The 13,158-nt window shown below is 59.2% G+C and carries 7 protein-coding genes; 2 read left to right on the forward strand and 5 right to left on the reverse strand.

Annotation, left to right across the window (positions count from 1 at the left end; genetic code table 11):
- The first annotated feature begins 29 nt into the window (after window positions 1–29).
- A complete protein-coding gene (locus tag J3P79_RS14465) occupies window positions 30–4,751 on the forward strand; it encodes a dermonecrotic toxin domain-containing protein (RefSeq protein ID WP_434603509.1) in 4,722 nt (1,573 codons plus the stop codon).
- 61 nt (window positions 4,752–4,812) lie between these two features.
- On the opposite strand, the gene J3P79_RS14470 is transcribed toward J3P79_RS14465, so the two are convergent.
- Window positions 4,813–7,188 carry an efflux RND transporter permease subunit gene (locus tag J3P79_RS14470; RefSeq protein ID WP_434603511.1) on the reverse strand — a complete coding sequence of 792 codons (2,376 nt, stop codon included), beginning with the start codon at window positions 7,186–7,188 and terminating at the stop codon, window positions 4,813–4,815.
- Between the two features lie 43 nt (window positions 7,189–7,231).
- Window positions 7,232–8,284, reverse strand: a complete 1,053-nt coding sequence (locus tag J3P79_RS14475; protein ID WP_434603513.1) for a WD40/YVTN/BNR-like repeat-containing protein — start codon at window positions 8,282–8,284, stop codon at window positions 7,232–7,234.
- A gap of 420 nt (window positions 8,285–8,704) precedes the next feature.
- Between J3P79_RS14475 and J3P79_RS14480 the strand changes: the two genes are divergently transcribed.
- Entirely contained in the window at window positions 8,705–9,181 is a 477-nt protein-coding gene (locus tag J3P79_RS14480; RefSeq protein WP_434603515.1) for a hypothetical protein, read from the forward strand.
- Between the two features lie 183 nt (window positions 9,182–9,364).
- Here the strand turns inward: J3P79_RS14480 and pepN are convergent, their stop codons facing one another.
- The 3 genes from pepN to J3P79_RS14495 are packed head-to-tail and all read right to left on the reverse strand — an operon-like array spanning window position 9,365 to window position 13,123.
- A complete protein-coding gene (gene pepN, locus J3P79_RS14485) occupies window positions 9,365–12,022 on the reverse strand; it encodes an aminopeptidase N (protein WP_434603517.1) in 2,658 nt (885 codons plus the stop codon).
- 13 nt (window positions 12,023–12,035) lie between these two features.
- Window positions 12,036–12,866: a DUF2797 domain-containing protein gene (locus J3P79_RS14490; RefSeq protein ID WP_434603519.1), complete on the reverse strand. Its 831-nt coding sequence runs from the start codon at window positions 12,864–12,866 to the stop codon at window positions 12,036–12,038.
- Window positions 12,863–13,123 carry a YeaC family protein gene (locus tag J3P79_RS14495; protein WP_030142618.1) on the reverse strand — a complete coding sequence of 87 codons (261 nt, stop codon included), beginning with the start codon at window positions 13,121–13,123 and terminating at the stop codon, window positions 12,863–12,865. The genes J3P79_RS14490 and J3P79_RS14495 overlap by 4 nt, the downstream gene beginning before the upstream one ends.
- Between the last annotated feature and the right edge of the window lie 35 nt (window positions 13,124–13,158).

Below are 13,158 nucleotides of genomic sequence, written 5' to 3' on the forward strand. Positions count from 1 at the left end.
CGACATGAACTTCAGGAAAAGGATTTCCCATGACTTCGCCCAATCCGGCTGAGAACCCCGCTACGTTTACCCAAACCATCAGCCAACAGTTTGCCGATCGCCCGACCTTAGAAAAGGTGACCCGGCGAATGCTCCAGGATGCGCTAAATGCTCGCTATCCAAGTCTGATAATCGACCTTTCCACCCTTCAATTGGCAATGCCGCAGGACTCCGGTGGTTGGGGCGCCCGGCCGTTCATGGCGCTTGTGCTTGAATACTCGGCCCTCGGCACGCCCGTCGACTTCAGCACAAAAGGCAATCATGCCTGCTACCTCACTGCGGACTTTCCAAAACGCCTTCGTGACGTCGATGGCAACACGCCGGACATGAAGGTCGTCGAAACGCTGTTGCTGGAGCTGCCCTGGACTCTGCCGATCGGCCTGGAAGACGCGCTCACCGGCTATTGGAATGCAAAGGTCGATGCCAAGAGCCACACCAGCCGCTGGCAATGGCTCAGCGATACGTTCAGGCACATCCTGCACATTCGCGGCCTGCAACAACCGGGGCTCTCCGAGCCGGAGCGCAACGCCCTGGACCAGCTCGCCCGCTGGCCGGACCGCGAACACCGTTTCAGCCACAATGCATCGCCCGTCTATGCCTACAGCCTGGAAAGTACAATTACCCGAGGCGAGGTCAGCACTGTACTGCCTGCTCAAGACCTGCTGCTGCTTCACTACACGATCAATGGGATCGCGATCTTGCTGTGCAGTCCAGGCAGCGCCGTGAGGTCTTTTTCAACGATGGATGAATTCCACGTCTACTGGACCCAACGCATCGCCGACCGGTATCTGGTCGATACCGTGACCTGCCAGCGCTACGAAATCAGTGGCAATGCCTTCGACACCCAGGCCGGCATGTTACTGGAACAACAACTGGCCGACCTGCGGGCGATGCGCGTTCCCGCGGAGATCGGTGTGCTGGAACTTAAAAAACTCTACGACGAACTGAGCGATCCAACGCGTTTCCTGAGCGACATTCCACACCTCTCGGCGGAAGACTCGAAGCGATTGACGCCCTTGCTTCCCGAATGGTTGAAGCGCGCCCCGCTCCTCGACCAGACACGCTTCCAGCGTCACAGCCTGGCGTTGGCGGGCGCCAAGCAACGCAGCAATGGCCAGACCTTTCTCAGCGATATCCAGGACATCCGCGCCTTTACGGTCGACACCTTGTCCAGCCGCATGCAGCAAATGAATGACAACAGTCGGGCGAAGGTCCCGGCCAGCCATTTTCAACCCGACGACGTCACACTCACCTATACCGTCTCGGCAGGGTTTCCAGGCGGCGCAGGCATCAGCGAAAAAAGATCGATGAGCCTGACCGACCTGGCCATCAACAACCTGGTCGCCCGACCCAGTGGGCATGTTGAACTCAGCCACCGCCAAGGTCTGGCACTGCCCCAATGGCTGACGGACGCGTACATCACCGGCAAGAACGGACTGGTCGAGCAGATCGATATCGGCACGACGTATCCTGAGTTCCTGGAACAAGCACTGCTGCTCGATGCGGACCAGCGTAAGGACCGGGAGCGGCGGTTCGCCGAACAGATCCCGCCACAACTGGTGCTGGAGGCACTCAAGCAGGTGCACAGCGATGACCACGGCATGACCCGTGAAGGCCTCGACCTGCTCGAAGCGGTACTCGCCCCCTCCCCCGAGGAACGGCAAGCCAAGGGTCGGCCCGTAGTCATCCGGAACCTGGCCTTGCTGCGCAAGCCCAACGCCAAACCCGACACCGTGCTCAACATGTTCATTATCGAGCCAAAGAGTGCGACACCAGGCCCGCACCTGCTCTATCGGCCGTTGTATGCGCCATCCTTGCAACAGTTCTCTTCGCGCCAGGCGCTGCTGAACGCCATCGCCACGGCCGGCGAGCTGCAGGACAGTGTCCTGACCTGGCTGTCCGATGACGCTCGAACGGTGTATGCCAACGGCGGGATCAAGCAACCGCATATCTTGCAGTTCTACCAGGGCGATGAGTTTGCCAACTACGAACCGCCCGCTCCGGCAACGCTCGCCATCGACGAGGCCAGCCGGGATCTGCTGCATGACTTGAATGAGGGGCAACTGATGCGCCACCTCTATGGCTGCAACGCCCGCGCGCTGGTCACCCAGGCCGACCGGGACTCGGTGTCCAACAGCGAGAGCCGCTGGGCATTGCTGCTCAAAGGCGGCAGCCTATTGTTCAACACGCTCCTGTTCCCACTTTTACGCGGCCCCGTCATGACCTGCGTCTGGCTCTATAACCTGATGCTCAGCGCTGAACACGACATCCCGGCCCTGACCAGCAACGATCCGGTAACCCGCGAACTTGCCGCCGTCGACCTGCTGCTCAACCTGGCCTTGCTGGCAGTCCAGCTCCCTTCCGTCCGCCCCCCCGCCCGTGTGCCCGTCGTTGAATCAATCATCAAGCAAGCGATGCGCGACCCAGCACCACGCGCCATCGCGGAACAATGGCCCGTGCCGGCAGCGCCAACATACCTGGAAAACATTATTGCCTCGCCTGACCAACAGTCCCCGGCGCCCGGCACGGCCCTGGACTTCAGCTTCGCCAGCGCCCGTCATCGCCTGACGTCACGGCAGCGAGCCCAACTACAACGAATGCAGGTGGCGCAGCCTTCCAAGCTACCGGAGCCGATTCCACACGGCCCCCTCAAGGGCCTGTACGTCATCGCCAAACAATGGCACGCAATAGTTGAAAACGTGTTGTACCAGGTCGATGTGACATCGGAGGGCGGCGTACGGATCATCGACGCGCGTGACTCGACCATCATCGGCCCCATGTTGAAGTCCGACAGCCAAGGCAACTGGATCATGAACCTGGACCTGCGCCTGCGGGGCGGCATGGAGGAAACGCGTCTGGCCGACCTGCGGGCGAAAAATCGCAAGAGAAGGGAAAAGTTCGACAGGGAACGCGTCGACTATCTCAATAGCCGCCTCCCCGAACTGGCCAGGGCACAAGCGGCTTATCAAAAGGTGCTGGACAACATAGATGGCATCGATACTACGACGGGTACGAAATTTGACCTGGGGATCGATCCCAAGCGCTTTGCCAAGCAGCGTACGGAAAACATCGAAGCCTTATATAAGGTGCTGAAAGAACAAACCGTCAAGATCCGGAAAATGTTGGGCAGCATGCCCGAACGCAAGGCACTGAACGTCCCTTTCGAGCGAGCGCTCGTTGCGGAACTGCTCATCAACGCCATTCAAAAGGCAGACACCGCCTATGTGCTCGTCTCCCTGAATCACGCGGACCTCATGGACGCGTACCCCGAATTCCCACATGGAGAACCCACTGGCGAGATCCATGGAGACTATTCGCGCTTCGAGACGTACTCCAGGAAATCTGCCCAGATACGGGAGAACGGGATCTACTGGTTGAAACTGAGAGACAAATATCAGGAGGAGTTGTTGGACCTCGATGCCGCCGGCACCCAAGACTACAAACGCATCATCCCGGCGCTCAAGAACAATGATCGAAGCACCATGGCTGAACAGGGCGGGCTGTTGGCCGCGGTGTCGGCGTTGGCCATCAAGGACGGCGCGCAGGATCTGTACCAGATCCTGTACAGGACCATGAAACCTTTGGCGAAACAGATGCGCGCCCATTCCGATATCCAGCGGTACACCCTGTCCCGCTCGGATCACCTCTCCGTGTTGGAAAGCCTGACCGAGCAATACGGCAAGATACTGGACTCCTTTGAAGTGACAAGGATCCTTTATGCCGAGGACATCAACGAGACCTACTTCGACAAGATGTACGAGGTGGTCAAGAGCCTGTACGAAGACGTTTCAAGCAGGCTGATGGCCGAGGCCAAGCCCGAATCCAAGCCCAAGGCCAAGTCCCATCAGCGACCGAAAAAACCATCGCTGAAAGAGTCCAACAGGAAGGTCATCAAGACCCGCAACGGCGACGTCCTGATTGGCGAAATCAGGACGGTGGAGGCGAACCCACCGTTCGAGCTCGTCGAGGTGCGCTCGGAAGATACGCAACAAGTCATCGAGACCTACTCGCAAAAGCAACCGGACGTCTGGGACGTGGTCGTGGAGGAGCGGCCTGGGCCCGCCCCCAAGACGAGGTCGTTCAACGCAATCAAGGGTGATACGCAGAAGCTGCTCAAGCAACTGGACCAATACCTGGGCCGTGCCGAGGGCTACAAGAAACGCTGCCGTCATCCTCAGGAAATCGAGGAGATCATGAACAACGAAGCAGATCGCTATCGAAAGCTTTCAATCGACCTCGACAGAACCCTGTCGAACAAACAGGCCACGCCGGAAGAAGAGGCATTGCGTGCCGATCTGTCGAATGCCATCTCCCGCCTGACACAAAAAGGCAGTGCGCTTCGTACTCAATTGAGCTGGGACCTGCCACCCACCGACGGCAACCTTCGTTACTTGTTTGAAAAAAAATTGGTTCAGGTCGCACGGATCAACCAACGCATCGCCTCGAAAGGCGCGAGGAAGGACTTCTACCAGGAATACACCGTCAGCGACCGCGACGGCAGGATTGTCTGGTATGCCCACTTTCACTATGAAAAGGTCGACTCTCCAAAAGCCGATTACACCGTCGCCCACCTGAAACGCTTTGCGGACCAGAAAAAAAACTATTACTCCGAGCTTGCCAAGGCCGACAACCCCCACGCCGTGGTTGAGGTTTACCGAGGCGGCATCAGCAAGTCCCTTGCCCAGGAAAAATTCCTGGTATTGGCGCCGTGACCAAAACGACATGGGCCGCAACCCCGGGGTTGCGGCCCATGTCGTTCAATCGCTCGCCTCATCAATGGGCGAACAACGAATTACCCTTCTGCCCCGCCAGTTTCTCAGGCTTGATCAGGAACCGCGCCAACGCCGGCAGCAGCCACAGCGCCCCGAACATGTTCCACAACAGCATGAACGTCAACATCAAGCCCATGTCGGCCTGGAACTTGATGGCCGAGAAGATCCAGGTGCATACGCCGATCGCCAGGCAGAGGCCGGTAAACAACACCGCTTTACCGGTGGACTTCAACGTCTGGTAATAAGCCTCCTGCAACGGCAAGCCGGCGCGCAGGAAACTCTCCAGGCGGCTGTAGATATAGATGCCGTAGTCCACGCCAATCCCCACGCCCAACGCCACCACCGGCAGGGTCGCGACCTTCACGCCGATGCCCATGAACGCCATCAGGGCGTTGCCCAGCACCGACGTCAGCACCAGCGGCAGCACGATGCACAGCGTCGCCGCCCAGGAACGGAAGGTGATCATGCACATGGTCGCCACGCAGATGTACACCAGGATCAGGATGATCAGTTCCGATTCCTTGATCACTTCGTTGGTAGCCGCCTCGATGCCGGCGTTACCGGCGGCCAGGATGAACTCCAGGCCATCGCGGTTGTTGTCCTTGGCAAAATCCTGCACCGCCTTCACCGCACGATCCAGGGTCTCGGCCTTATGGTCGTTGAGGAACACCAGCACCGGAGCCAGGGAACAACTGTTGTTGTACAGGCCATCGGCCCGGGCAATGGAGCTGTTGAGCACATCAGGGTTGCGCGACAGCGTTTCCCATTTCAGGTTGCCCTCGTTCATGCCCTTGATCATTTGCTTGGATACGGTCACCAGGGAGATCGCCGACTGCACGCCCTCGGTGTTCTGCATCTTCCACATCAGCTCGTCGATCGGCGCCATGGCTTCGTAGCGCGAACAGCCCTCGGACTTGGTCTTGACCATCACCACCAGCACATCGGAACTGGTGGAGTAATTGCTGATGATGAAATTGTTGTCCTGGTTGTAGCGCGAATCCGGACGCAGCTCCGGCGCGCCCTGGTCCAGGTCGCCGATCTTCAGATTCTGGCTGTACCAGAGGCCGCCGCCAAACGCGATCACGGCCAGGACGATCGATACCGGAGCCACCTTGGCGCTGGCGAAGTTCGACAATGTGCGCCAGAACGGGTGTTCGCGGGTCGCGTCTTTTTTGCTGCGTTCCACGGCGCGTTTGCTGATGCCGACGTAGGAGATCGCCACCGGCAACAGGATCAGGTTGGTGAACACGATGACCGCAACGCCGATGGAGGCACCGATGGCGAGTTCGCGAATTACGCCGATGTCGATGATCAACAGGGTGATAAAGCCGACGGCGTCCGCCAGGATCGCGATCATCCCCGGCAAGAACAACTGCCGGAAGGTGCGCCGCGCTGCGGTCAGGGCGTTGTCCGCTTCGCTGGATTGCAAGGCGATGCCGTTGATTTTCTGCACGCCATGGGAAATACCGATGGCAAAGATCAGGAACGGCACCAGCATTGAGTAAGGGTCCAGGCCAAACCCCACCGCGTGCATCAGCCCCAACTGCCAGACCACCGCCACCAGGGTGGTGCTCAGTACTGCAATGGTGCTGCGCATGCAGTTCGTGAACCAGTACAACAGGATCAGGGTAATGACGAAGGCCACGCCGAAGAACATCACCACCATGACCAGGCCATCGATCAAGTCGCCGACTTTCTTGGCGAAACCGACGATGTGGATCTGCACATTGGGGTTCTGGGCTTCGAACTTGTTGCGGATCTTGTCTTCAAGTTCATGGGAGAACTTGCGGTAGTCCAGGGCGAGCAATTTTCCCTGGTCCTGCGGGTCCGGGTAGGACTCCAGCAACGGAATATCGATGATGCTCGATTTGAAATCGTTCGCCACAAGCCGCCCGACCTGACCGGACTTGAGCACGTTGTTGCGCAACAGGTCGAGGCTGTCGGCCGAGCCGTCGTAACTCTGGGGAATCACCTCACCACCGGCGAAGCCCTCTTCCGTCACTTCGGTCCAGCGCACACTCGGGCTCCACAGCGACTTGAGCCCGGAACGGTCGACACCGGAAATGTAAAAGACTTCGTCGTGGATCTGGCGCAGGGTCTCCATGTATTCCTTGGAGAAAATGTCGCCATCGGTGGCCTCCACGGAGATCCGCACCGTGTTACCCAGGTTCGCCAGGTCGTTGCGGTGCTCGAGCATCTTCTCGATGAAGGGGTGCTCGAGGGGGATCATTTTTTCGAAACTGGTGGACGGCCGGATCAGCGTGGCCTGCCAGAACAGGAAGATACTGACCAGCAGGCAAATGACGATCACTGCCGGGCGGTTGTTGAAAATCAGGCGCTCGAGGAACGTCGCCTTGTCTTGGTGATGACTGCTCATGGGGTCCGCCTTGTTGTTATTGTGCCCGTCTGACAGGTCCGGCTCATTTGCTCAGTTCGGCGCCAGTGGACGTGGTGGCGCGAACGCCGCCCTGTCCCGCCAGGATCAGGTTGCCGTTGCCTGCCGCCGTGACGGCCGCCACGGAGATTCGGTCCGGGCGGTTGAACACGCTGAAGGTTTCGCCGTCGTCGGTACTGCGCACCACGCTGCCGCCGTTGCCGACAATCACGATGGAACCGTCCGGCAACAGCGTGGCGCCCGACAGGCCGAACTCCAGCGCGCCACGGGCAGCCTTGAGTTCGACCTGCTCCCAGGTCGTGCCAAAGTCGGCGGAACGATAAAGATTGCCACGAAGACCGTAGGCCAACAGCGTCGAAGACTGGGCGGTGCCGATGACGCCGAACAGCGAGCCTTCGTACGGCCCTTGGAGTTTTTCCCAGGTCTGCCCCCAATCGGCGGAACGGAACATGCTGCCGGCCTCGCCAACGACGAACAGACCGGCATCCTTCACGGCGGCGATGGCATTGAGGTGGTATTGATCTTCATTGTCGAGGCGATCACTGGCGTCTTCCCAGTGTTTGCCGCCGTCGGTGGTCTCGTACAGCGCGCCATACGCACCCACGGCAATACCATTGCTAGCATCCTTGAACCAGACATCCAACAGCGGCGCTTCACGGGAGAGGTCTTCGAATTGCTTGGTCCAGGTGCTGCCGCCGTCCACGCTGGCGAGGATCTGCGCGTCGTGCCCCACCGCCCAGCCGTGCTTGTCGTCGACGAAAAAGACTGCGGTGAGCAGTTGGCGGGTCGGCACCTTGGCCTGGGTCCAGGAGGTGCCCTGGTCATCGGAATAGACGATATGCCCACGGTCACCGACCGCCACCAGGCGTTGGCCAGCGTGGACCACATCGAGCATCAGGGTTTTGCTGGCCTTGGCCGATTCGACGGAATAGATGACATCGGACGTCGACGCCGCAACGGCCATCACCGGTGCCGACAACACCGCAGAGCCCAGCAGCGAGAGCGCCGAAGCCAGCAGCGCAACTCGGCGCAGCATCGGCGGCCGGCAGCGGCCCACAGCCATGACAGGCTCATTCATAGACCTTTCCCCCATTATTATTGTTAGGTCATCCAAACTTTCAGGGCGCCGTAAGCGGGCTGTCCCAGGCTGCGAGCCCTTGAGCATAGCCCTGAAACCTGCAATCTAGAGCCACTTCGGAAGCTGACCTATCCTATCGGGCTTTCGAAAGGTCTGACAATCGACGTCGCGTTATCTTTTGTTAACCGTGGGGTTGGCGTTGGAGAATGAATGGAGGGGTATTCGGTGGGGTGATGGCGAGGGCTGGTGTAGCCCAGGGCTTACGTTGGCGATATTGCGTACACCCGTCCCCGGCACAATCCAGCCATTACAATGACGTTCATTAGTTAAATTCATTATAAAACCCTGTTATTTCTGACAGTGGCGCCGTTCCTCATTCTTAATCGACACTAGCCATCGTATTAAGTCGACTTGCAAACCATGCGCCACATCACCTCAACCATTGCAAGAGGAACGGTCATCATGGAAACCCCAAAAAAACCAGCAAAGAAGAGGATGCCAGAGGGAAAGAACTTCGATGTGGAGCCCTATACTAGTTACAACATGAGTTCTTTGACTGTGCGCGATTTACTTGCAAAAACTGGACACAGCTGGGGCATGAATCTGCCATCATTCCTATTCACCGAAAAAAATGTCGGCCCGGACTTTATAAGCTACACGATGATCGGAAGCATTGGACACAGCAATAAATATTCCGCTCTCGTTGTTTTCCATAACGATTACAGATTCACATGCCCCGATGGCTTCATTAAAATAACAAATTTTACAGCCCCCGAAAACGAACAAGCCTTAGTGGTTCAACTTAACATGAACATTCGATTTGCTCATCACTATACGAGGAATGAATATCTGCGCGCTTTAAAACTCAAAGGCGGAGAAGTACAACTTGACTTCTAGCTTGCGCCCATATGTTCTCGCCAATAAAGCCAATAAGGCGCCGAAATAATCATTGATCACACCAAGAATTTCGTATGCCAGCTCGTGGTTTTTTCCCAGCTGGCGGAAATTGGGAATGTGGTTTCGTAAGCTCGCTTGCGATAAAGGCACCGCGGTCCGCCAGGCAGACCGCGGCACCACAGGTCACGCCAAGCTCTTGCTCACCACCTCGAACACATCGGCCGAAAGCCCGCCGGACGCCAGGATGCGTTCCAGCTCGGCTTTCATCAGCGACTGGCGGGCGCTGTCGTATTTACGCCAGCGGGTCAGCGGGGCCAGTTGCCGCGAGGCGATTTGTGGGTTGAAGCCGTTGAGCTGGATCACCAGGTCCGCCAGGAAGCGGTAGCCCGAACCGTCGGCGGCATGGAAGTTGATCAGGTTCTGCCCGGCGAAGGCGCCGATCAACGCCCGCACCTTGTTCGGGTTCTTGATGGTGAACGCCGGGTGTTCCATCAATGCCTTGACCCGCGCCAGGCCATCCGGCAACGGGCTGCCGGCCTGGACGCTGAACCATTGATCCATGACCAGCGGGTTGCCCTTGAAGTTTTCCGCGAACACTTCCAGTGCGTGGGCCTTCTCGGTTTCGAACGGCGAGTTGACCAGCACCGCCAGCGCTGTCAGGCGCTCGGTCATGTTGTCGGCGGTGTCGAATTGATCCAGGGTCGCACTCAGCACTTCAGGCTTGCCGGTGAGCATCAGGTACGACAGCGCAATGTTTTGCAGCGCGCGGCGGGCGAAATGCTCGGCCTCGGCCACGTATGGCGTGCGTTTGGACAGGTCGCGGTTGGCTTCATATCGCAGCCACAGGGCTTCGAAAAGGTTTTCGGCCAACTGCTGGCGGGCGAACTCACGGGCGGCATGGATCGCCTCGACGTCGGCCACTTCGCTGATTTCCGTCAGGTAGGCTTCGCTTGGCAGCGAGAGCATTTCGGCGACCATGGCCTGATCCAGGGACTCGTCCGAGAGCACGCTGCGCAGCGCACTGACCAAGCGTGGATCCAGCGTCAGCGTCGCGCCCTGCTGATGCTGGGCGATCAGCTCCTGCAACACCTGCACCGACAACTGCTGGCCGGCATCCCAGCGGTTGAACCCGTCGCTGTCATGCTGCATCAGGAACATCAGTTGGTCGCGGTCGTAAGGGAAGCTCAGTTTCACCGGTGCCGAGAAACCGCGCAGCAGAGAAGGCAGGGGCTTTTCAGCGACATCGACGAACGTGAAGGTCTGCTCGGCTTCGGTCACCGAGATCACCCGGGTGGTGCCGCTGGCGGCCGATTCGCCGCTCAGGCGCAGAGGAATCTCACCGCCCTGACTGTTCAACAGCCCCAGCTCGACGGGAATCACGAACGGCAGTTTTTCCGCCTTGTCCGGCGTCGGCGGGCAGCTCTGGCGGAACGTCAAGCTGTAGGTCTTGGCCGCCGCGTCGTAGGACTCGCTGACCGCCAGCCGTGGCGTACCGGCCTGGCTGTACCAGCGCTTGAACTGGCTCAGGTCGACGCCGTTGGCATCTTCCATGGCCTTGATGAAATCGTCGCAGGTCACGGCCTGACCGTCGTGACGCTCGAAATACAGGTCGCTGCCCTTGCGGAAGCCATCGGCACCCAACAGGGTGTGGATCATGCCAACCACTTCCGAGCCCTTTTCGTACACGGTCAGGGTGTAGAAGTTGGAGATTTCGATGAAGCTGTCCGGGCGAACCGGGTGGGCCATCGGGCCGGCGTCTTCGGCGAACTGGTGGGTACGCAGGTACGCGACATCCTGGATGCGCTTGACGGTGGCCGAGTTCATGTCGGCCGAGAAGCAGGCGTCGCGGAATACGGTGAAGCCTTCCTTGAGCGACAACTGGAACCAGTCGCGGCAGGTCACGCGATTGCCCGACCAGTTATGGAAGTATTCGTGGGCAACGATCGCCTCGACCCGCTGGTGCGCGGCGTCGGTGGCGGTTTCGGCACGGGCCAGCACGGCGCTGGAGTTGAAGATGTTGAGGCCCTTGTTCTCCATGGCGCCCATGTTGAAGTCGTTGACCGCGACAATCATGAAGATGTCGAGGTCGTATTCACGGCCATACACTTCTTCGTCCCAGCGCATGGACTTCTTCAGACTGGTCATCGCGTGCTGGCATTTGTCGATGTTTTCCGGCTCGACGTAGATGCGCAGCGCCACGGTGCGCTCGGTCATGGTGGTGAAAGTGTCTTCGACGCACCACAAGTCACCGGCCACCAGGGCAAACAGGTAGGCGGGTTTCTTGAACGGGTCTTCCCAGGTCGCCCAGTGCCGCCCGTCTTCGCCAGGGCCGCTGGCAATCGGGTTGCCGTTGGACAACAGCACCGGATAGCTGTGCTGCTCGGCCACCACGGTGGTGGTGAACTTGCTCATCACGTCCGGGCGGTCGAGGTAATAAGTGATCTTGCGGAACCCTTCGGCCTCGCACTGGGTGCAGAACATGCTGCCGGATTTGTACAGGCCTTCCAGGGCAGTATTGGTTTCCGGGTGGATACGCACCGTGGTGTCGACCGTGAACGCCTGGGCCTTGGGTTGCAAGGTCAGGTGGCTGTCATCCAGTTGAAACTCGCCCTGCCCCAGGTCGGCGTCGTCAAGCTTGATCGACAGCAACTCCAACTGCTGGCCATCGAGCACCAGCGGCGGCAGACCGGCGCCGCGCTCGGGGTTACGGCGCATCACCAGTTGCGCATGGACCAGGCTGTGGTCCTCGAACAACTCGAAGGTCAGGTGCGTCTCGTCGATCAGGTATTCGGGGGCCTGATAGTCCTTCAGGTAGATCATCTTCGGTTGTTCGGTGCGCATGGGTCGAATCCTTCTACTGATGCACGGCGAGCTGGTAAGCCGTGTATTTACGAATATTGATCACGCCAGTGTCGAAAATCAGGTATTGGCCCTTGATTCCCAGCAGCGTGCCTTCGGCGATCGGGTTCTTGTCCAGGTTGAAACTGACGATCTTGGCCGGGTATTGCTCCACCGGATAACGGATCTCGATGGGTTCGACGTCCGCTATGGTCTGGATCGCTTGCAGGCCGAATCGTTCCTGAAGCCCCTGCAAGCCCTGGGCGCAGCTTTCGAAGAGCGAATCACGGATGGCGGGCAAGTCCACCGCCGCTGCGTCGCCCTTGAGCAAGGCGCGCCAGTTGGTCTTGTCGGCCACCTGGCTGCGGAACAGGTCTTCGACGAAGCCCGATTGCTGGCGGGTCGCGACGCGCAGGATCGGCAGCGCCTGGCTGGCGCCCTGGTCCAGCCAGCGGGTCGGCAGTTGCGTGGCGCGGGTGATGCCGACTTTCACGCCTGAGGAATTGGCCAGGTAGACCACGTGATCGGTCATGCAGAACTGCTCGCCCCAGGCCGGATCACGGCAGGTTCCGGCGTCGAAGTGGCAACGCTCGGGGCTCATGATGCACAGGTCGCATTGGGCCAGCTTGGTCATGCACGGGTAGCAATAGCCCTGGCTGAAGCTGGTCTTGGTCCGGCGTCCGCAATGGGTGCAATGGATCGCACCGAGGTATTCCAGGCGAATCGTGCTGCCGATCAACGGGTTGACCGGCACCTCGACGTCGCCCAGGCGAAAGGCGTATTGAACGGTCGGCCCGTCCAGGCGTGCCGACATCTTGCTGATTGCACCGCGGCCAATCTCGATCAATGGATGGCGTCCGACTTGAACAGGATATTCGGCACTTCGGTGGCTTTCGACTGGCACTCTTGCGGGCCCATGTAACCGGTGCGCTCTTCTTCGGGCAGGTTCTGGATTTCCCAGGCGATCATCGCCTGCAAGGACAGCTCACGCTGCTCGGCGGTGAGTTTGTTGCCATCGGCCCATTTACCGATTTCCACGGCCAGCTTCAGGCTGCGGTAGATGTCGGGGGTGATGTTCTGGATCATTTCGTTGAAGGAAGACATGGGTTCTCCGCGCAGTCGCGCATTCTCAAAAGACA

Source organism: Pseudomonas sp. R1-7 (genome assembly GCF_051132105.1).
Classification (GTDB): Bacteria; Pseudomonadota; Gammaproteobacteria; order Pseudomonadales; family Pseudomonadaceae; genus Aquipseudomonas.